This is a genomic window from Brevibacterium album DSM 18261, assembly GCF_000426445.1.
In the GTDB taxonomy this organism is placed as follows: domain Bacteria; phylum Actinomycetota; class Actinomycetes; order Actinomycetales; family Brevibacteriaceae; genus Brevibacterium; species Brevibacterium album.
Map to the genome: position 1 here is coordinate 208555 of NZ_AUFJ01000012.1, position 21061 is coordinate 229615.

The 21061-nt window shown below is 71.9% G+C and carries 16 protein-coding genes; 10 read left to right on the forward strand and 6 right to left on the reverse strand.

The window, feature by feature from the left end; genetic code table 11:
• Positions 1 to 81: 81 nt before the first annotated feature.
• Both K318_RS0109845 and K318_RS20835 read left to right on the forward strand, forming a co-directional pair.
• Positions 82 to 519 (forward strand): VOC family protein, encoded by a 438-nt coding sequence (locus K318_RS0109845; RefSeq protein ID WP_029089367.1) that lies wholly within the window; start codon positions 82 to 84, stop codon positions 517 to 519.
• Between the two features lie 494 nt (positions 520 to 1013).
• Positions 1014 to 1595 carry a DUF2087 domain-containing protein gene (locus tag K318_RS20835; protein WP_035281357.1) on the forward strand — a complete coding sequence of 194 codons (582 nt, stop codon included), beginning with the start codon at positions 1014 to 1016 and terminating at the stop codon, positions 1593 to 1595.
• A 12-nt stretch (positions 1596 to 1607) separates the two neighbouring features.
• Here the strand turns inward: K318_RS20835 and dctP are convergent, their stop codons facing one another.
• From dctP to K318_RS20840, 3 genes are all read right to left on the reverse strand, one after another.
• Positions 1608 to 2801 carry a TRAP transporter substrate-binding protein DctP gene (gene dctP / locus K318_RS0109855; protein ID WP_156913907.1) on the reverse strand — a complete coding sequence of 398 codons (1194 nt, stop codon included), beginning with the start codon at positions 2799 to 2801 and terminating at the stop codon, positions 1608 to 1610.
• Between the two features lie 149 nt (positions 2802 to 2950).
• A complete protein-coding gene (locus tag K318_RS0109860) occupies positions 2951 to 4267 on the reverse strand; it encodes an alkyl sulfatase dimerization domain-containing protein (protein WP_029089369.1) in 1317 nt (438 codons plus the stop codon).
• 174 nt (positions 4268 to 4441) lie between these two features.
• Entirely contained in the window at positions 4442 to 5764 is a 1323-nt protein-coding gene (locus tag K318_RS20840; RefSeq protein WP_156913909.1) for a PucR family transcriptional regulator, read from the reverse strand.
• A gap of 101 nt (positions 5765 to 5865) precedes the next feature.
• On the opposite strand from K318_RS20840, the gene K318_RS20845 reads away from it, so the two are divergent.
• The 7 genes from K318_RS20845 to K318_RS0109900 all read left to right on the forward strand — a co-directional run bounded on the left by K318_RS20845 (position 5866) and on the right by K318_RS0109900 (position 15937).
• On the forward strand, positions 5866 to 7062 hold the full coding sequence (locus K318_RS20845) for a CaiB/BaiF CoA transferase family protein (RefSeq protein ID WP_051297803.1): 1197 nt from the start codon (positions 5866 to 5868) through the stop codon (positions 7060 to 7062).
• Between the two features lie 250 nt (positions 7063 to 7312).
• A complete protein-coding gene (locus K318_RS0109875) occupies positions 7313 to 8062 on the forward strand; it encodes a TetR/AcrR family transcriptional regulator (protein ID WP_029089370.1) in 750 nt (249 codons plus the stop codon).
• A gap of 387 nt (positions 8063 to 8449) precedes the next feature.
• Positions 8450 to 9406 carry an ABC transporter permease gene (locus K318_RS0109880; protein ID WP_029089371.1) on the forward strand — a complete coding sequence of 319 codons (957 nt, stop codon included), beginning with the start codon at positions 8450 to 8452 and terminating at the stop codon, positions 9404 to 9406.
• Positions 9387 to 10340 (forward strand): ABC transporter permease, encoded by a 954-nt coding sequence (locus tag K318_RS0109885; RefSeq protein WP_051297804.1) that lies wholly within the window; start codon positions 9387 to 9389, stop codon positions 10338 to 10340. The genes K318_RS0109880 and K318_RS0109885 overlap by 20 nt, the downstream gene beginning before the upstream one ends.
• Positions 10337 to 12532, forward strand: a complete 2196-nt coding sequence (locus K318_RS20850; RefSeq protein ID WP_084499974.1) for an ABC transporter ATP-binding protein — start codon at positions 10337 to 10339, stop codon at positions 12530 to 12532. Before K318_RS0109885 ends, K318_RS20850 begins: the two co-directional genes overlap by 4 nt.
• A complete protein-coding gene (locus K318_RS20855; RefSeq protein ID WP_051297805.1) occupies positions 12529 to 14334 on the forward strand; it encodes an alkyl sulfatase dimerization domain-containing protein in 1806 nt (601 codons plus the stop codon). Before K318_RS20850 ends, K318_RS20855 begins: the two co-directional genes overlap by 4 nt.
• A gap of 10 nt (positions 14335 to 14344) precedes the next feature.
• Positions 14345 to 15937 (forward strand): ABC transporter substrate-binding protein, encoded by a 1593-nt coding sequence (locus K318_RS0109900; protein ID WP_035281359.1) that lies wholly within the window; start codon positions 14345 to 14347, stop codon positions 15935 to 15937.
• A 167-nt stretch (positions 15938 to 16104) separates the two neighbouring features.
• On the opposite strand, the gene K318_RS0109905 is transcribed toward K318_RS0109900, so the two are convergent.
• Positions 16105 to 16617, reverse strand: coding sequence for an O-acetyl-ADP-ribose deacetylase (locus tag K318_RS0109905; protein ID WP_029089374.1), 513 nt, complete (start codon positions 16615 to 16617; stop codon positions 16105 to 16107).
• 151 nt (positions 16618 to 16768) lie between these two features.
• Complete coding sequence (locus tag K318_RS0109910) at positions 16769 to 18193, reverse strand: amidase (protein ID WP_029089375.1); 1425 nt, start codon at positions 18191 to 18193, stop codon at positions 16769 to 16771.
• A gap of 227 nt (positions 18194 to 18420) precedes the next feature.
• Between K318_RS0109910 and K318_RS0109915 the strand changes: the two genes are divergently transcribed.
• Entirely contained in the window at positions 18421 to 19980 is a 1560-nt protein-coding gene (locus K318_RS0109915) for an AbgT family transporter (RefSeq protein WP_029089376.1), read from the forward strand.
• Positions 19981 to 20022: 42 nt separating this feature from the next.
• Here the strand turns inward: K318_RS0109915 and K318_RS20860 are convergent, their stop codons facing one another.
• Positions 20023 to 21027: an AsnC family transcriptional regulator gene (locus K318_RS20860; RefSeq protein WP_051297806.1), complete on the reverse strand. Its 1005-nt coding sequence runs from the start codon at positions 21025 to 21027 to the stop codon at positions 20023 to 20025.
• Positions 21028 to 21061 lie beyond the last annotated feature (34 nt).

Here is a 21061-nt window from a genome sequence, read left to right on the forward strand (position 1 = left end):
GGCCCGCCCTCGCGTGGCGACGAGCCGTCATAATGGGGGTCCGAGGTGCCGTCCTGCTCCTGCCCGGCTCAAGGAGGTCGTATGCCTGTTCCCGCGCACTTCTCCATCGTCACGCTGGGTGTCGCCGATCTGGGCGAGTCCGCAGCGTTCTACCGCAGGCTGGGCTGGACCCAGCGCGGCGACGAATCCCTGGGCATCACGTGGTTCCGTACGGCAGGCACGTGGATCGGGCTGTTCGGGCACGACGCCCTGGCGGAGGACGTGGGTGTTGCGAGCACTCCGGCGCCGGAGTACCGAGGTGTCACCCTGGCGCTGAACTTCGCTGGCGAGGACGAGGTGGACCAGGCGCTCGAGGAGGCCGTCAGCGCAGGTGCCCGGCTGGTGAAGCCCGCCGTACGGGCGGAATGGGGCGGCTACTCCGGGTACTTTGCGGATCCGGACGGCCACCTCTGGGAGGTCGCCTTCGCCCCGGGCATGCCGGCGCGTGAGGACGGCACCATCGAGATCCCTGACAGCTGAGGGGCACAGCCGGAGCGCTGAGTGTGCTCTCGCGCCATTGAGCGCGCAGTGGGTGCTCCGTGCTGTTCTTCGCAGGTCGACTCGTGCCCCGCGTGCGCTCGCAGAGAAACTAGGGCCCCTAGTTTCTCTGCGAGCGCACGCGGGACCCCTCCCTCTGTACGCTTGTCCGTCGCTGCGCTGGGACCCTCTGACGGCAAGTCGGCCCTCCGTTGCACCGAAGCCCTCGCCCTCCGAAGAACCTGTCTCGGGTCTGCCCCGGACACCGCCTTGACACCGTGCTCCGCGGTGTGTGAGTCTCTGTGCTCGGCGCTGATCCGCCGCCCAGCCCGCACCGCGGCCCCAGCCCGGGTGCTCAGGCGAAGGGGAGCACATCCTCGGATCGCAGAGAACCGCGCCGGTGGCCACATCGCGCACCGGACGCGGGAAGCCGACGCCTCGCGTGCGAGACAGCGTCGCGGCATGCTGGGGATGTGCGCGACGCGAGACGGATCCGCATGACGAAGAACAGCGACTTCAAACATCTCGTCCGCTCCCGCATGGAGCTCACCGGCGAGAACTACACGACCGCGCTCGCCGCCCTGCGGCTGGACAGGGAGGCTGCCCGCCTCGAGCACCTACGCCGCATCCGCCCCTTCTTCCAGGACGGAGACACGGGCGCTCCGAGTGCTCACACGGGGCCTCCCAGCGCTCACGCTGTCTGGCGCGATCCGCTCGGTGGCCCAGCGGGACGGGAGAGCTCCGGCGGCACCCTGCTCCGCATCCCGGCCAGGCGCCGCACACGGCTGTCCGTCGTGCTCGAACTCCTGGAGCGCTTCTCACCCGGCCGCACCTACACGGAGACCGAGGTCAACGCCCTTCTCCGGGAAGCCCATGAGGACGTCGCCTGGCTGCGGCGGGAGATGGTGGACTACGGCCTGCTGGCCCGGGACAGCCTCGGGACCTACTGGCTCGCCGAGGCCGTCCCCGTCAGAGCGGGCAACGCGGCCCAGGAGGTGAGTGACTGGGAGCGCATCCGGCTGCCGGAACTCCTCGCCGCCGGCCGCGTGTCACAGCAGGCGCCGGCGCAGACACACTGATCTGCCCACTGCCTACGTCCCGGGGCGGTGCTCCATGGCCGCCCCGGACTCGTAGACGGCGCGGGCATATGCGGGGAAGTCCGTCTCCGGGTCGTACCACTCGTCGAAGTCCTCGGGTGCGCCGGCATCCGCATAGCCCAGCTCCTCCAGCCGTGCGGTCCATGCGTCGATTCCGGAGGTGAGCGCGTCCACGGTCTCCGGGGCGAGGCCGCCGTCGGCCACCGCATCTGCGGTGAGGGAATCGGCGATCACGCGCATCTGCTCCTGCGTGTCCTCCGGCAGGGGGCTGACGCTGCCGCCGAACTCCCGGGCCTGCCGCACGACCTCCGCGGCGGAGTCGGCATAGCTCTGCACGAAGCCGGCAGCTCCCAGCGCGCTGCTGTCGAACACGATCTGCTGGTACGCCAGCGGCAGCTCCGCGAAGCTGCTCCCGGCGAGCACCGTCGTACCGGTGCGCGGGAAGCTCGTGCTGGTGGTGTAGCCCAGGTGCGGCGCCACTTCCAGCACGCCGCTCTCCGCCGTCGCGGGGCCGGGACCCAGATTGCACTCGACCGTTCCGCGCTCCAGCGCCTCGAACATCTCCGTGAACTCCATCGACACCGGTGACGCACCCAGCTGCGAGACCTGCGCGGACTGCGCCGCGCTGCCGATCCGCACCTGCAGCCCCTGCCAGTCGGCCGCATCCTCCAGGGGCTCCCGGCAGATGGTGTAGTTCTCCGCCGTGGGGACGAAGGGGGTGAGCGGCACAAGTCCCTCGGCCTCGAACTCCTCGAGGACCTGCGGGTTCTGCCAGCCCAGGTCGCTGTACACCGCATAGGCGATGAGGCTGCCTGCGAACGGCGAGGACGGCAGCAGGGCCGTCGTCGTGGACAGATCGTCGAATGCGGGATACTCCGCGGGCGCGTAGCCGGGCAGCGTGTTCGCAAGATCGAGACGTCCGTCGGCGAGGGCATCGTGCACGGTGTCGAAGCCCGCCACCGCCTGCCCCCACACGAGTTCGACGGTGATCCTCCCGTCCGAGCGCTCCTCGATGAGCTCCTTGATCGTGGTGCCTGTGGGGCTCATGACCGAAGCCTCCGAGGCCGCACCCGGCTGGAACCTCAGGGTGACGGGCTCGAGGTCCGCCACGAGGGCGTCGACCTCCTCCTGCGGTGCCCCGTACTCGAAGCCCTCGCCCTGCTGCACTCCGGCGTCGGCTTCGCCCACGCCTCCCGCACATGCGCTCAGGCTGAGCGCCCCGACGGCGCCGAGGCAGGTGAGGCGAGCGACGGATCCCGCCCGTGAACGGCCGGAGGCCCTGGAGGTCAGCGTCACCGCACCGGCGGCCCCGTGAGCAGCGGCCGCCGGCCGAGAGCTCACACCGACCACCGCATCCGTCCCGCCGTCCGGCTGCGCAGCTCGGTGAGCGCGTCCGTGCCCGCGAGCGCGGCCTCGGACTCCACGACCGCCCAGGCATAGATGCCCTTTGCCATCGTGGAGGTCGCGGCCTTCTCCATCTGCGAGAACACCGCGGCGCGCGCCTCGTGCACCTCTGCCTCGCCCGAGGCGTCCGCCGCGAACTGCGCGAGTTCGCCTGCCAGTCGGTGGCGGCCCTGCTCCGCGAGCTCGCGGGCGCGCCGAGCCAGCCGCTCCGCGCCGCCGGCGAGTGAGGCGAGTTCGGCTCCGAGCTCGGCCTGGGGCGAGGGCTTGAGGTGCGCCGGGTTCCCGTCGTACCAGCCCCCGTAGAGGCGCCAGATGTTGCGGACGACGAACTCCGGTTCGTCGTAGGAGGGGCGGAGGTACGGGAGCGTCAGCAGGTGCTCGGGCATGCGCACCGCCTGCACGATCTCGTCGAGGGTCGCGCCCGCGTTCATCATGTCGAGCGCGGTGCCGTAGACGGATTCGAGGAGCTCGGCGGCGTTCTCCAGGGTCTCGCGGACCCGGGCCTCGCCCACCACCGGCAGACCGTGGCCGGGCAGCAGCGTCTCGGCCCCCAGCCCCGCCATCCACCGCAGCGCCTGCGCCCATTCGAGTGCGAAGCGCTGCACCTTCTGCGGATTGCCCGCATTGGGGCTCGACCAGATGAAGAAGTCCCCGGAGAAGAGCACCTTCCTCTCCGGCAGCCATGCGATCGTGCAGTCATCGGTCTCTCCCCTGGCATGGCGGAGCTCGATGCGCTCGCCGCCCAGGTTGAGCGAGGCCTGTTCGCGGTAGGTGACGTCCGGATACCGGTACTCGACGGGCCAGCGGAAGTCCGGGGCCTGGAACTGCCGCCTGTTGATCGACTCGTTGTACCCGTGCGTGCGCCGGTAGCGGTCGAAGCGGGGCACGACGTTCTCGTGCGCCAGCACCGTGGGCTGCGTCCACCCGTTCTCGCGCGCCTCGGCGTCGAACGGTCCCAGGCCGAAGGCGTGGTCGACGTGTCCGTGCGAGTACACCGCGGTGTGCACGCGGTCGGCGGTGAGCGCCCGGACGGCCGCGTGCAGATCCTGCGCCGTGCGGCGGTCGCCCGTGTCGTAGAGGAACAGGCCCTCCGAGGTCTCCAGCACGTACACATTGCCGAAGGCCGGCCACATGTGCAGCCCCTCAGCCAGTCTGACCAGGCCGTCCTCCCGCAGTGCGCCCGAATGGTAGGCCCGCAGCGACTCCTCACCGCGCCAGGCTCGATCCGCGTACTCGAAGATGTCCGTCACACTTCCCCCTTGAAGCAGTCTCGGGTGCGATGCCGCCGTACGGCGGCGCTCCGCTTCGACGCTATGCGTGCGGCAGAGGACGGACAATCGTCCCGCGTGACAGCCCTGCGCGGCTGAAGGTGTGATGGCGTCACAGTATGGTCCGGCGCACCCCGGCGGAGCCGCGAGCACCTGTCAGGCGAGCACCCCGATCGCCAGCACGAGCAGATCGCGAGTGCTGTGCACATCGAGGCCCGTCAGCTCCCGCACCCGTGCGAGCCGGTTGTCGACGGTGTTCGGGTGCACGCCCAGCGCCTGCGCCGTCGCCCGCCGGTCCCGGTCGCAGTCGATGAAGCGGCCCACCGTCTCCCGCAGATCCGCGCGCTCCAGAGCCGGTCTGCTCGCCTCCAGGAGGTGCGGGAGCGCCGCGCTCTCATGCCCGAGGTGGTGGTCGAGGGCGATGTCGGCCATGCGGAAGTGCCGCTCGGACGAGCCCAGGCGCAGTCCGGTCTCCAGCGCCTCGCGGGCCACGCGGGCGGCGCGCGGGATGTCCCCGAGGCCGGCTGCCGGCTCACACGCCGCAGTCACCTCCACCCCCGCGGCCTCGGCGAGGGCGGTGAGCGAGCGTGTGACGGCTGCGGCGTCGCCGAGGCCGGTGGTCTGCGACCACGACAGGATCCTGCCCGTCCGCTCCTGGACGTCCATGAGCCAGATGTCCGGGAACTCGCGGCGCAGATGGGCGCGCACCTGCCGGACCTTGCGGTGCCGGGCATTGGACCGGTCCCGGTGGGCCGCGGCGTCCTCGCCCGGCGCCGGCCCCAGGTGCAGGACCACGGCAAGGGGTGCCGAGGGTGGGGTCGCGGAGGCGCCGAACGGCCAGCTCCTGCCCTCCCACAGTGCGTCGATGGCCTCCGCGTCGTGGCGCGAGGCCGCTGCCGCCGCGTCGCGCGCGGTCACGGAATAGGAGTCCGCGACCTTCCGGACCATGACGTCGAAGGCCGTTCGCATGCGCGCGAGCCCGGTGAGTGCGAGGGCGGGATCGGCGAGCTCCCGGACGGCTGCCTCGGCGAGCACCTCGAACGCGACCTGCCAGCACCGCATGTACTCGTCGAGGGTCAGATCGTCGGCGACCCGGTCGACGCTGCGCGCTGCGGCCTCCCTGATCGCGGCTTCGACGGGCGGCTCCTCCCCGGCGAGGCTGGTGACGCATGCGCGCATGATCGTCCGCACCGTGTGCGCGCTCTCCCGCCGCAGGTGGTCGGGGACGCCGGACTCCGCGTACCGCTCCGCGCCGGAGACATACTTCGCGATGGTCTCCCGCGCGAGCGCCGGCACCTCCCGCCGCAGCCGCTCTGCCGCGGAATCCATGGCGCGGTCCGCGGCAGCGCTCCCGTCCGCGGCAGCGCTCCCGGCCGGATCGACGGTCCCGGCTCGCTCCTCGGCGTCAGCCGCACCGCCGGTCATCCTCACCGCGCCGCGACCCTCGGGCCTCGCATCCCTGTGTCTGTGATCCGTCACAGATCCCCCTCCACGTCCTTGTGATCCGGGTCGATGGTAGCGCCGGGACGGCCTCCGTACGGTGAACCGGACAGCGCAGTCACGGAACGTGAGGAGACAGGATGCCCACAGAGGACGGTGTCAGCAGACAGGGGACCGCGGCCGCGGGACCGCTCGGGGGCGTGCGCGTCGTGGACTTCGGCCACTTCATCGCCGCGCCGGGCGCGGGGCAGACCCTCGCGGATCTGGGCGCGGACGTCATCAAGGTGGAGACGCCTACGGGGGACCAGGCACGAGGCGTGGGAAGCTACGGCGCGGCCATCATCCGCGGCTACAACCGGCGCAAGCGCTCGGTGGTCCTCGACCTCCGCGAGCATGAGCAGCGCGAGGCGGCGCTGGACCTCGTGGCCGGTGCCGATGTCGTCATCCACAACATGCGCCCCGGGGTCATGGACCGTCTGGGCCTCGGCGCGGCCGCCCTGCGTGCGGTCAACGGCAGCGTCATCATCGCCGCGGTCACGGGCTTCGGGACGGAGGGACCCTCGCGCGCTCGCCCCGGCCTCGACATCGCCGCGCAGGCCGAGTCCGGCCTCATGTCCGTCACCGGTGAGGCAGGACGAGAGCCCCAGCGCGTGGGGGCGCCCATCGTGGACCACGTCTCCGCCGGCGCGCTCGTCCAGGGCATCCTCGCCGCGCTCTTCCACCGCGAGCGCACCGGCGCCGGCGACGAGATCACCGTCTCCCTGCTCGACACCGCCGTGGACCTGCAGCGCGTGAACTGGGGCGAGTACGCACTCACGGGGGAGATGCCCACCCGGCGCGGCAACGGCCAGCCCGGGGCCGCCCCCGGTGCCGACCACTTCGCCACCTCCGACGGCGCCGTCGTCGTCTCCGCCTACACGGACGAGAAGTTCGCCGCACTCTGCCGGCATGCGGGAGTGCCGGAGCTGCTCGAGGATCCGCGCTTCGCGGACAATCCCTCCCGCGTGGCCCACCGGCCCGCGCTGCTGTCCGCGCTCGCCCCCTACTTCGCCGCCCGGACCTCCGAGGCCGTCGTGGCGGAGCTGAGCGCGCTGGGGATCGTCTCCGGCGCGATCCGCGACTACGCGCAGGTGCTCGCCGCCGGGGACGTGCGCGCGGGCGGGGTGTTCCTCGAATGCCGGGATTCCGACGGCGCGGAGTACCGGATGCCGGGACTGCCGTTCACCACGACGCATCGCGTGCGCGACGGCGACGGCGGCACGGTGCCCGCCCTCGGCCAGCACACCGAGGAGGTCCTCGCCGAGGCCCGCGCCCGGACCGGGGCGCTGCCCGGCTGAGGTTGCTGCGCACCTGCGCGCGGTGCGGGCGCGATGCCCGGCAGTCCGTCGGACGTATGCAGTTTCTGCGCTGAACTGCCGGCGCGGACGCGTTTCCCACATACGCAGGTGGCTCTCGATTCTGTGCGTATGCAGTTCCTACGGGCAGAACGCCGTGCAGGCGCAGTTTCCGCATACGTGTGCGGTCGGGACCCGGCGCTGCTGCGCACCTGCCGGCAGCGCAGTGGCAGCGCAGTGGTACCGTCCAGCCATGTCACGGAGCAGCGAGGACCCTGTTGAGGGCGGCACCGCGAAGGGTGCGGCCCAGGGCCGCAGGTCCGGTCGCGCGAAGCCCGGCGCGGGGAGTGCCGGCACGGCCAAGGACGACAGCGCCGACCGCAAGCTCGAACAGGCCGCGCTGCAGCTGCTCAAGCAGGACGGAGTGCTCGCGGGGCTGAATCTCCGCGAGGTCGCGGACCTCGCGGGCATCAACCGCGGCCTCGTCTACCACTACTTCGGTTCGCGCGGCGAGCTGCTGCGCTCGGCCCTGCGCCGGAACAGCGAGCGCCGCTCCGCCTCGTACTGGCAGCCGGGCGAGAGCCTGGGCTTCGCCAACCGCATCGACAGGCTGTTCAGGCAGACCATCCGGAATGCCGAGCAGCTGCGGCTGGTCATGCTGCTCCTGCTCGACGGCCGGATGAAGGTCCGGCTCATGCCCCGGCGCGAGCAGACGCAGCGCGACCTCGAATACGACCAGGCGGTGGGGAACGTCCCCGCCGACCTCGATCCCATCGCTCTGCACGCGATGGTCCAGTCCATGCTCATGGGCTACGTCGTCTCCCGGAAGTCGCTGGCCTCGGAGTTCGGGATGGGCGTCCGCGACCTCGACGCTCGGATGGAGGCCCTGCTCGAACGCCTCGTGACGGTGCCCGGCGGCGAGGCGCATACCGGAGACGGTCAGGACGGCCCAGAGGCCGGCGGTGAGGATCGCGCCGAGCGCCCGGGGCGGAATCGGCGCTGACCCGCTGACTCCCTGCTGACCGCTGGTCCGCTGATCCGCTGGTCCGCCGATCCGCTGTTCCGCACGGCCTCCCGTGAGACTCCCGTCCCGGGCCTGCGCTCGATCCTGCCCGCGGGGTGCCTCCCGCTCCTGACCCTCTGACCTGCGCTGACAGCCGTTCCGCGCCGCCGCAGAGCTGTGCCAGGAATTGACGGAACGATAATTTTCATTGACGGTCCATCAACTCAGGGCTAGCCTGCAGACATCACACGCCGGTGCGACTGGTGCGACCGCCGCAGCCGGCTGCAGTCCTCTGCGGCCGACGGCGGCCCATCGGAGCCGGCCGCAGTCCGCTGCGGTCCGCCGCTCGCACCGGTCCGCGCCTGACGCGATACGAAGGAGTACCGCATGGGTCGAATGCTGGGCAGACGCCTGCTCCAGCTGATCCCCGTCCTGCTGGGGGTCAGCTTCCTCACCTTCATGCTCCTCAACCTGCTGCCGGGCGATCCTGCCCAGGCGATTCTGGGCGAGGGCGCCACACCGGAGGCCGTGGCCGCGCTGAGCGCGCAGCTGGGCCTCGACCAGCCGCTGCTGCTGCGCTACTGGCACTGGCTGGTCGCGGCTCTCGGCGGGGATCTGGGGATGTCCGCGAGTTCGGGTGAGCCCGTGTCGGCCCTGCTGCTCCAGCGTCTGCCCGCCTCGGTGCAGATCATGGTGCTGGCCCAGGTCATCGCCCTGCTCGTCGCCGTTCCGGTGGCCGTCCTCGCCGCCGGCCGCGCAGGCTCCGGACTGGACCGCCTGCTGGGGCTGACCGCCTTCGCGGGAGTCGCGAGCCCTCCGTTCCTCGTCGGCATGATCCTCGTCCTCATCGTCGCGGTGCCCTTCGGCCTGCCGGCCACCGGCTGGATCCCGCTCACGGAGAACCCCTTCCTCAACGCCCGCTCCGCGCTCCTGCCGGCCTTCACCCTGGCCTTCGCGCTCTACGCCATGTACTTCCGCGTCCTGCGGGCAGACCTCGTCACGCAGCTCACCCAGGAGGAGTACGTGACCACGGCGCGGGCCAAGGGCGTGCCGAAGAGCGCGATCACGTGGCGCCACGTCCTGCGGAACTCCGTGTTCCCGCTCATCACCGTGGTGGGCATCAACATGGGCGCGCTGCTGGGCGGCGCCGTGATCGTCGAGACCCTGTTCGCCGTGCCCGGCCTCGGCAAGCTCATCGTCGACGCGATCTACCAGCGCGACTTCATGGTCGTCCAGGGCGCCGTCGTCGTCATCGCCGTCGCGTTCGTGCTCATCAACTTCGCCGTGGACGTCCTGTACGCGGCGCTCGACCCGAGGATCCGCCATGCGCGCACAGCCAGCTGACCCCACCGCGAAGGGCGGTGCCGCCGGGGCACAGGACGGCACCGCAGCCGCCGAGGCCGGACTGCCTCCCGTCGCGGCCTCGGCGGCGGGGCCGCGGAAGCTCCGCGGCTCCACCCTGGAGATCGCGATCCCGGCCGTCCTCCTGTCCCTCCTCGTGCTGCTGTGCCTGACGGCGCCCGTGCTGCCGTTCATCGCGGATCCGAACCTCGGGGTGTTCAACGGAGGCGACGGCGAGCCGCGCATGGGCCTGTTCGCCGCCGGCCACCTCCTCGGCACGGATGCGCTGGGCCGCGATCTGCTCGCCCGCTCGCTCTCCGGCGGGCAGGTGTCGATCCTCATCGGCCTGGGCTCGGTGCTCGTGGGGCTCGTGGTGGGCGGCGGCCTGGGTGTGGTCGCCGGTTACCTGGGCGGGGCGATCGACGCCGTCCTCATGCGGGTGCTCGACATCTTCCTCGCCTTCCCCTCGCTCATCCTCGCCCTCGTCGTGGCGACCTACCTGGGGCCCAGCATCCCCAACCTCATCATCGCGATCGCCTTCTACTCGATCCCCTCCTATGCGCGGATCGCCCGGGCCGGGGCCCTCGCCGTGCGGGAGCGGGACTTCATCCTCGCCGCGCGCCTGGCAGGAGCGCGCGCCGGGCACATCCTGGCCCGCCACGTGGTGCCCCGCGTGCTCGGTTCGCTGCTCACCTACGGCCTCACGATCTGCGGCATCGCGATCATCACCGAGGCCTCGCTGAGCTTCCTGGGCCTCGGCATCGAACCTCCCACGCCCAGCTGGGGAAGCATGATGGCCGACGGCAAGACGGATCTCGCCTCCGCCCCGCAGCTGGTGCTGGTGCCCGGCTTCTTCCTCTTCCTCACAGTCGTCTCGCTCAACCTGCTGGCAGACGGCATCCGCCAGCGCATGGACAGCGAAGGGAGCACCCGATGAGCGCTCTGCACGCTTCCGGCGGGCCTGTCGGCCCCCGGTCACCCGAGGCCGGGTCCGCAGCGGCTCGGCCCGCCGTCGGGGCCCGCGCCGCCGAGGCCCGCCCGGTCCCGCATCCGGACGAGCCGCTGCTGCGGGTCGAGGATCTCCGCGTCGTCTTCGACGGGCCGCGCGGCTCCGTCACCGCGGTGGACTCCGTCTCGCTCACGGTCCGCCCGCGCGAGACGGTCGCAGTGGTCGGCGAGTCCGGCTCCGGCAAGTCCGTCACCGCCCGCACCGTCCTAGGGCTCTCGACGCCGCCGGGACGGGTCGCGGCCGGTGCCATCACCTTCGACGGCCGCAGCCTCGTGGGCCTGCGCGAGGAGGAGTGGCGCAGCGTGCGCGGCTCCCGCATCTCGATGGTCTTCCAGGACCCCATGCGCTCGCTCAACCCGACGATGAAGGTCGGGAAGCAGATCGAGGAGGCGCTGCGCCTGCACACGGACCTCGAGGGCGAGGCGCTCCACCGCAGGGCCGTCGAGCTGCTCGACGCCGTCAGGCTCACTGACCCCGCCCGCCGCGTCGACGAGTACCCGCACCAGCTCTCCGGGGGCATGCGGCAGCGCGTGATGATCGCGCTCGCGCTCAGCTGCGGCCCGGGCCTGCTCATCGCGGACGAGCCCACCACGGCCCTCGACGTCACGACGCAGAAGCAGATCCTCGACCTCGTGCGGGACCTCCAGGACGAGTTCGGCATGGCGCTCATGCTCATCACGCACGACATCGCGCTCGCCTCGAACTACGCGGACACGCTCTACGTCATGCACGCGGGCCGGGTCGTGGAGAGCGGTCCGGCCGCGCGCGTGCTCTCGGACCCGCAGGAGGCCTACACCCGCGGACTGCTCGACTCCGTGCTGGACATGGACGCACCGCGCCCGGACGCCGCCGGTGCGGCGGCTGCCGCCGAGGCGGGAGGGGCCCGACAGCCGTACGGCGCCTCGGGCACCGCCTCGCCCACCGGGAACGACGCCGCCCCTGACGTCCTCCTCTCCGTCCGCGGGCTCGAGCAGGAGTTCCGGCTCAGCGGCCCCGCGGGAGGCACGGTGCGGGCACTCGACGGCGTGTCCTTCGACGTGCGACGCGGGGAGACGCTGAGCATCGTGGGCGAGTCCGGCAGCGGCAAGTCCACCACCGCGCGGGCGATCCTCCGGGCGCCGGCGCCCACCGGGGGCTCGGTCGTGTTCGAAGGGACCGACCTCACGGAGCTCTCGCGCGAGCGGCTGCGCCAGGTGCGCACGGACATGCAGATGGTGTTCCAGGATCCCTTCTCCTCGCTCAACCCCGGCTGGAAGGTGCGCGACATCATCGCCGAGCCCCTCCGGGTGAACGGGGTGGGCACGGCCCGCGAACGCGCGCGGAGGGTCGAGGAGCTCCTGAGCCTCGTGGGACTCGATCCGGCGACCTTCGCACAGCGCACGCCCCGGCAGATGTCCGGCGGCCAGGCGCAGCGCGTGGGCATCGCCCGGGCGCTCGCCCTCGACCCCAAACTCCTCATCTGCGACGAGTCCGTCTCCAGCCTCGATGTGACGATCCAGGCGCAGGTGCTCGAGCTCTTCGCCCGGCTGGGGCGCGAACTGGGGCTCACGTACCTCTTCATCGCCCACGACCTCGCGGTGGTGCGCCGCATCAGCGATCGCGTGGGTGTGATGTTCCGCGGCCGCCTCGTGGAGCTGGGGCCCGCCGAGGCCGTCTGCTCCGCTCCCGCGCACCCGTACACGCGTGCGCTGCTGGAGGCCGTGCCGCGGGTGGTGAGGGATAGGCCCGAGTTCGGTGGTGCGGGTCCCGAGGGCCGGGCCGGATCGCGCTCAGACCCGGCCGGCGGGGCCGGTTCGCACCCGGCTCCATCCCCTGCCGAGGGCGGGGGCGGAGCGCATCCCGACCCCGCCGCGCACGGAGCGGCGGGGGAGGCGGGGAGCGGCCTCGGCGGCGGGCCTCAGGAACGCGTGCGCGGAACCGCAGCGGCCGCCCTGCGCGAACTGCTCGTGCGGGAGGCCGGTGAGCCGCTGGGTGCCGACTGCGTGTACGCGGCACCGGAGTGCGCGGGTGAGCATCCGCCCATGCACGAGGTGGCCCCGGGGCATTACGCCGCCTGCCACTCGCAGGCGGCGCTGGATGCGCAGAGAGCGGAACCCACAGGCGCGGAGGAGAACCGATGAGTGAGAGCACAGACAGGTACTGCGGTCCTGCGCCGGCCACGCGGACGGCCGCGAACGGCGCGGTCGCGGCGGCGGAGCTGATTCGCGACCGGCGGAGTGCGGGCGGTCCCGAAACGCGCAGCCCGGACAGACCCGAGGCGCGCAGCCCCGGCGGGCCCAGGATCATCACCGTCGCCCCGGGCGTGCACACCTACGTGGGCGGTTCGATCGTCAACCGCACCTTCATCGAGGGCGAGGACGGGGTGATCGTCTACGACACGGGCGTGGACCTCGCCGACGGCCGGCGCGCCCTTGCAGCGCTGCGCTCCGTCACCGACAAGCCCGTCGCCTGCGTGATCTACAGCCACAACCACTACGCGCACGGGACTCAGGCCTTCCTCGGGGACTCCGCCGAGGTGCCCGTCATCGGGCATCCCCGAGTCAACGGGAACCTCGCGCGCGGCGGGGACGCGATGGACTTCCCCGAGGCGGCCCCGGCGCTCGCGCTGCGCTTCCGCTTCCAGTTCGCCTCCTTCCTCCCGGAGACGGGACCGGACGCACCCGTGGGGGCCACCTACCCCTCGGCGACGCCGGCGGGGACGGTGCCGGTGAGCGTGCCCGTCGAGGACGGGCGGGAGATGACCGTCGCAGGCGTCCGGATGCAGTTCCTGACGGAGCACTGGACGGACTCGGACGACACACTCACGGTGTGGCTGCCGGATCTCGGCGTGGCGCTCAACAACTTCCTCTGGCCCACCATCCCGAACTTCTACTCCCTGCGCGGCACCGGGTTCCGCGATCCGCGCTCGTGGCGCGACGGCGTCCTGCAGCTGCGGGACCTGCAGCCGGAGCACCTCATCAGCACGCATGCGCGACCGGTGAGCGGGCGGGAGTGCGTCAGGGAGACGCTGGAGGGATACGCGGACGCGATCGCGCATACCTACGACCAGTCGATCCGGGGCATCCTGCACGGTCTGGGACCGGACGAGCTGCGCTCCTTCGTGCGCCTGCCGGAGCACCTCGCCTCCCAGGCGCACAACCGCGACGGCTACGGGGAGACCCAGTACCAGCCGCCCTACGTCTACGAGCGCGTGCTGGGCTGGTACGACGGCCGCCCCGAGCACATCAACCCGCCGCCGCGGGAACTGGCGGGTACGCGGATCGTGGAGGGCTTCGGCGGACCGGCACGGGTGCGCGAGGCGGTGGCCGAGGCGCTGGAGCGCGGCGAGGCCTCGTGGGCGGCGGCCCTCGCCGGCCACCTGCTGGACGCGGACCCGGGCAGTCGCGCGCACCGCGAGCTCAAGGCCGCGACGCTGCGTGCGCTCGCGCAGCGGGCGGGCGGGACGATCGCCCGTCACTTCTATCTCACGCACGCCCGGCAGCTCGAGGGCACGGCGGTCATCCCGCCGTCCGAGCCCTGGACGGTCGCGGATGTGCTGCGGGCCCCGCCGCGCATGCACATCGACCACCTGCGAGTGCGGCTCGATCCGGAGAGGAGCGGGGAGACGGAGCGCTTCCTCGCCCTCACGCTCACGGATCGGGACACCCGCGCGGGCCTGCACCTGCGGCGTTCGGTGTGCGAGTACGTCGCGGACGTCGACCGCCACCCCTATGCCCCGGACGCGGAGCTCGAACTGGACGCGCACACCTGGGCGCTGCTGCTCACCGGGGGGCTGAGCTGGGCGGATGCGATCGCCAAGGGTGCCGTGAGGGTGCGGGGCGAGGCGGCCGATGTGGTCGAGTTCTTCGGCTTCTTCGACCCGCAGCCCGGGCCGAGCGCCGCCGAGGCGGACGCGGCTGAAGCCGAGGTGGGGAATGCGTGAGAATCGGAAAGTGAGGGGATCCGGGGCCGGGTGCCGAGGCGGCCTCGGGCGCGGTCTGCGGGGGATCCTCGCCGCGGCGACGGCGCTCGTGCTCGCCGGCTGCGGCGCGGCCGCGGTGCCGGACGATCCCGATCCCCAACCGCAGTCCGGCGGCACGCTGACGGTGGGTGTCGAGGCCAGCTGGGTGTCGCTCGACCCGCTGCGGGCGACCACGTACGTGAGCTACAGCGTGCTGCTGACGATGTACGAGCAGCTGTTCGACCTCACCGCCGAGGGCGAGGTCGTCCCCAATCTGGCGACGGGCTATGAGGTGAGCGAGGACGGGCTCACCTACACCGTCGCACTGCGGGAGGACGTCGAGTTCCAGGACGGCGAGCCCTTCGATGCGGACGCCGTCGTGACGAACGTGGACCGCATGCGGGACCCGGCCAACGGCTGCTCCTGCCTGGGCGAGATGGGGATGCTCGAGGACGTCCGGGCGAAGGATCCGCACACCGTCGAGTTTCTGCTGAACCGGCCGCACGCCGGCTTCCCCACGGCGGTGCTGGCCTCGGCGCCGGGCATGATGGCCTCGCCGGCGGCGATCGAGGCCTCGGGCGGCGACCTGGGCGCGAACCCCGTCGGCACCGGCCCGTTCCAGCTGGTGAGCGAGGTCGCTGACAGCTCCGTGAGGATGGAGGCATGGGAGGGGTACCGGGATCCGGAGCGGCCCTATCTGGACGGTGTGGAGTTCCGCGTCATCGCGGACACCGACTCGCGCTACTCCAGCCTGGCTTCGACCTCCATCGACGTCGCGGACAACGTGGCGCACAGCTGGGTGAGCGATGCGGAGCTGGACCCCTCGATCCGGCTGGATCCGCAGGGGGCCGTGGGCTCGAGCTTCGTCATGTTCAACACCGCCGAGGGGAGGCCGCTGGCCGACTCCGATGCGCGGCGTGCGGCCTGCATGGCCCTCGACACGGAGCTCATGGACGAGGTCTTCTACGGCGGGACGCGGCTGACCGGCCAGGAATCGCCGTTCCCCACCGGCAGCGCCTGGGACATGGGGCAGGTGGAGGGGTACCCGAGGTTCGACCAGGAGGGCGCGCGGTCCCTCGTCGACGAGCTGGGAGGTCTGAGCTTCGACCTGCAGATCAGCGCGAACCCGGAGAACACCCGGACGGCTCAGGCGATCGAGGCGCAGTGGCGGACGGTGGGGATCGACGCGCGGATCCGCCCCACGGACCAGCCCACGCTGGTGGAGAACGCGTTCGCCCACGACTTCGACGCACTGCTCTACCGCTGGCGCGGTGCGATGGACCCGGACGGGAACGTCAACCGCTGGTTCAACAGCGCGCTCGCCACGCCGGATGCTCCCAGCTCGAACTACAACCTCGTGTCCGACGAGGAGCTCGACGGGCTCATGCTCGCCGCGGCGGCGGAGCGCGATCCGCAGGCGCGCATGGAGAAGTACCGGGAGGTGTCGCTCAAGCTCGCGGAGATCACCCCGTACTGCTACCTGTGGGGCGCGGACTGGATGCGGATGAGCCTCGTCAACGTCCACGGCATCCCCGCACGGCCGGACAACATCATGCTCCTGCGCGACGCCTACAAGGTGGAGTGAGCACTTCTCACCTCCCCGCCCTCCTCCCACGTGTGAGCGCCCCACTTCCCCGCCGAGTGAGCGGTTCCTGTCGGTCTCAGACCCGAATTCCGACAGGAATTGCTCACTCGGCTGGGGGCGTGAGGGACGTGGGGGAGGGGAGGGGTGTTGGGGAGGGGGATGCTCGCTCAGGTGTGTGGGGACTGCTGCAGCCGGGCCTGCACGAGCGCGTGGAGGTCCGCGCTGAAGGAGACGATGCGGGCCTCCTCCACCTTGCTCGGGATGTCGCGGAGCGTGTCGACCGCCGCGGCGACCGCGTCCTCCCGCGGCCAGCCGTAGACCCCGGCGCTGATGAGCGGGAACGCCACGCTGCGTGCGCCGAGCTCGTCCGCGACCTCGAGCACGCGGCGGTAGCAGGAGACGAGCAGGTCGCGGTCCCGCTGGCCGGAGGTGAAGTCCGGCCCGACGGTGTGGATGACCCAGCGTGCCGGCAGCGTGCCCGCGGTCGTCCAGCCTGCCTCACCGGTGGGCAGGCCGTGGGGGAAGCGCGCGATGCAGTCCGCGAGGACGGCGTGTCCGCCTGCGCGGTGGATCGCGCCGTCCACCCCGCCTCCGCCGCGCATCGCCGTGTTCGCGGCGTTGACGATCGCATCGACGTGCTGCTCCGTGATGTCGCCGCGCACCGCAGTGATCTCAGCCATGCTCCCAGTGTGGCACGCGGGGCCCCTTCCCCGATCCGTCGAGTGAGCGGTTCCTGTCGGTCTCAGACTTGGAATCCGACAGGAATCGCTCACTCGACGGAGAAGTGGTAGGCGCTCACTCGACGTGGGGCGGGAGTGGGGCGCTCACGCCTCACCCCAGTGCAGGCCGGGTCCGCCAGAAGCCCGTGGCCTCCTCGAACGCCTCGGCGGCATCGAGCAGGAGCCCGTCGCCGAACTCCCCGGAGACCATCTGCAGGCCCACGGGCAGTCCCGAGGAGGAGAAGCCGCCGGGCACGGAGAGGCAGGGCAGGCCGGTGGCGCTGATGAGCGTGGCGGCGCGCATCCAGTCGAGGTAGTGGGGGGTCGCGACACCCTCCACGGAGACGGGGAACTCGAGCTCGGCGTCGAAGGGCAGCACCTGCACGGCGGGGGTGAGGAGGAGGTCGAACTCGGAGAAGAACTGCGTCGTCGCCGCCCGCAGGCGGGCGCGGGCGGCCCCGGCGGAGAAGAGCTCGTCGACCGTGAGCCGCAGGCCGTGCTCCACGTTCTCCCGCATGGTCTCCTTGATCTCGTCGCCGCGGGCGCGCACGAGCTCGCCGTAGGAGGCCGCGAAGTCGTAGGCGCGGGCGGTGAGGAACACCTCGTCGGCGTCGCGGAGGTCCGGCGTCGCCTCGACGACGTCTGCCCCCAGCCCCTCGAGGACGGCGAGCTGCGGTTCGAGCACGCGCAGCACCTCCGCTTCGACGGGCACGTCGAGGCCGAAGTCCGCCGTCCAGCCCACGCGCAGTCCGCTGAGATCGTGCCTGCGCCGAGCGGCATAGGCGCCGTCCTCGGGCGCGGGGTGCGGGCTCTGCTCATGCGCGCCGGTGACGGTGCGCATGAGCATGCGCACGTCCTCGACCCGGCGGCCCAGGAAGCCCTGCCGTGAGACCCAGGCCCAGGGATTGGCCGACGGCCACAGCGGGATCCGGCCCTGATCGGGGCGATATCCCACGAGGTTGCAGAAGGACCCGGGCGTGCGCAGGGAGCCTCCGGTGTCCGAGCCGTCGCCGGCCGGCTGGATGCCCGCGGCGATGGCCGCGGCCGCGCCCCCGCTGCTGCCGCCGGCGCTGCGGCTGCGGTCATAGGGGTTCACGGTCGTGCCGAACAGCGGATTGAAGGTGTGTGAGCCGGCCGCGAACTCCGGCACGTTGTTCTTGCCGGAGGAGACCACACCGGCGGCCTGGAGACGGTCGACGATGAGCGCGTTCCGCTCCGGGACGCTGTCCGCGAAGAGCGGGGAGCCCAGCGTGGTGCGGATGCCCTTGGTCGCGATCGAGTCCTTGTGGGTCATCGGCACGCCGCACAGCTCCGGGGCCGGGGGCGCACTGCCCTCGGCGGCCGCGCGGAGACGCGCATCGGCCTGCCGCGCGCGCTCCCGGGCGCCGTCCTCGTCGAGGGTGACGACGGCATTCACGGCGCCGTTGACCTCCCCGATCCGCGCCAGATGGGCATCGAGCGCCTCCCCCGCGGTGATCTCCCCGGACCGGAGCGCGGCCGAGAGCTCGGTCAGGGTGAGCGAGGGGAATTCGGTCATGACTGGCTCCTTCGGCGAGGCGGGCGCATGCGGGTGCATGCCTCGGCGTCAGTATTGCGCCCGCGCCCCGCAGGCGGCACAGCCGTGGACCGCGATGCGCGCAGGGTGCGGGATTCGGCCACGAACGAGGCCGTGTCCCGCCGTTCGGCCCTTGAGGGCCCGTCTGCGCTGGTGCGCGGGCGCCTCACTCGCAGAATGTGAGGGGCATCACCATCGAAGGAGAACCCATGACGACAACGACTCCCCTGCGCGCGAGCGAGGACCGCTCCCTCTCCGGAGGGATGCGGCGGCTCTTCCGCGTGCTCGAGGTCATCGAGGCCATCGGCAACAAGCTGCCGCACTCGTTCTGGCTGTTCTGGATCCTCTCGGGGGTCCTGGGCGTCGTGAGCGCGCTCCTGGCGGCCGGAGGCGTGCAGGTCACGCCCCCGGGCGAGACGGAGGCCGTGGCCGTGAAGTCCATGCTCACCGGCGAGGGCCTGACGATGGTCTTCGGCACGGCGCTGGAGAACTTCGCGGGCTTCGCGCCGCTGCCGATCATCGTGAGCGTGATCATCGGCGTGGCCGTCGCGGAGCGCTCCGGCGTGCTGGCCGCGCTGCTGCGCGTCACCATCGAGAGGCTGCCGGCGAAGTGGGTGACGTTCTCCGTGGCCTTCGCGGGCATGATCTCGCACGTCATGTTCGATGCGGCGTTCATCGTGCTGCTGCCCCTGGCCGCGCTCGCCTTCCGCGCGGTGGGGCGCAGCCCCGTGCTGGGCCTGCTGGTGGCCTACACCTCGATCTCGGCCGGCTACAACGCCTCGCCGCTCGTCACCCCCTCGGACGCGATCCTCTCCGCCCTGTCCACGGAGGCCGCCAGGATCGTCGACCCCGAGTACGTCGTCTCTCCGCTGGGCAACTACTTCTGGGCGATCGCCTCCTCGATCGTCCTCTCGATCACGATCACCCTGGTGGTCGAGCTCGCACTCGCCAAGCGCGCGGACCTGCAGGCGGACGTGGATGCGCTGGGAGGGGAGCCCGCGCACCTGGCGATCTCCGCGCGGGAGCGCCGCGCGCTGCTGACCTCCTTCGCGGTCCTCGCCGTCTACGCCCTCGTCATCGCCCTGGCCCTCGTGCCGGAGTCCTCGCCCCTGCGCGGGGAGGACGGCGGGATCGTCCAGTCGGTCGTCATGAAGAACATCGCGGTGTTCATCGGGCTCGGATTCGTGCTGCTGGGCATGGTCTACGGGCGCATGGTGGGCGAGTTCACGGCGCTGCGGGACGTGCCCGAGGCGATGGCCGGCGGCCTGCGCACCCTCGCCCCCGTGCTGGTCCTCTTCTTCGCGATCAGCCAGTTCCTCGCCTACTTCAAGTGGACGGGCATCGGCACCGTGATCGCGGTGAACGGCGGGGGCTGGCTGCAGACCGCGGGAATGCCGCCGCTGCTCCTGTTCGTCCTCGCGATCGCCCTCATCTCCGTCATGAACCTCATCATCACGAGCGGCTCCGCCATGTGGTCCCTGCTCGCGCCCATCCTCATCCCGATGTTCATGTACCTCGACATCCCGCCGGAGACCACCCAGCTCGTCTACCGCATCGCCGATTCCTGCACGAACGCCATCACACCCATGAGCGCCTACTTCGTGCTGGCCCTCGGCATGGTCCAGCAGTACCGGAAGTCGGCGGGGATCGGCACGGTCGTCTCCTTCACCCTGCCGCTGGCGCTCACGATGCTCGCGGTGTGGACGGTGCTGTTCATCGTCTGGTACCTCCTGGGCCTGCCGATCGGGCCGGGAGTGAGCGTCCGCTGAGGTAGGGCCGGGCACGGGCGCGGCTGCCCGTGCCCGAGGCGCTCAGTAGAGGTGGGCGGTCGCGGCGTCCTGGGCGCGCGACCACCCGCTGCGCTTGAAGGCCTGGAGCACGTGCGAGACCTCGAACGACTCCGCCTCCGCCGTCCACGGTGCGGAGGTCAGCTCCGCATGGAGCGCGGCCAGGTCCCTGCATGCGAAGTGGGCGAGCAGGTGCCGGTCGCCTCCCAGGGCGCTGAGGTAGCGGGTCTCCGTGCGGGCGAGGAGGCCCGCGACGAGACGGTCCGAGGCGCCGCGGGCGGCGGTGAGCACCACGAGGGCCTCGACGGGGAAGCCCAGCAGCTCCGGCTCCGCGACCACGCGGATGCGCAGGTAGCTGTGCTGCTCCAGCCAGGCCAGACGGCGGCGGACGGTGTTCTCGGAGACACGGCTGTGGGCGGCGAGGTCCGCCGTGGATATGCGCGCGTCGTCGGCCAGCAGGCGCAGGAGCACGCGGTCGCTGGGCGAGAGCTCTCCATGGGGTGCGGTCTGCGGTGGGAGCGGGGGTCTTCCGGACTCGCCCAGCGCCGCGGTCTCCGCGGGTGTGAGCACGTCCGGCCGCCATTCGCTCACGGAGCGGTGGTTGCGGGTGACGGTGTCGATGCGGAGGTCGGCGATCCCGTTGACGGACGGCAGCTCGTCGAACACGAGGCCCGCACAGACCTCCGCGTCGATCCTGAGCTCCGCGAACACGGAGTGGGCGCCCGTGGTGGCGTAGGAGAACACGGTGTACGGCCGCGCGGCCAGGCCGCTGGCCACCGTGCGGGTCGCGCCCACCGCCGGGCGCACCCGGGCGATGGCGGTGCCGGTGACGCCGCGCACTCCGACGACGCGGACCGTGCCGCTTGCGAGGAGCTCGGTTCCGCGGCGGGAGACGGAGCGCGCCGACTCCCCGAGGGCATCGGCGAGGGCGGCCCAGGTGGCGCGCGGCCGGATCTGGAGCGCGGCGATGATCCGCCGGTCGAGGGCGGCACTGCCCTCCTCGGGGCGCGGGGGCTGACGCTCGGACATGGCGGAATCCTACGGCAGGGGCGGGCCGTGCGCG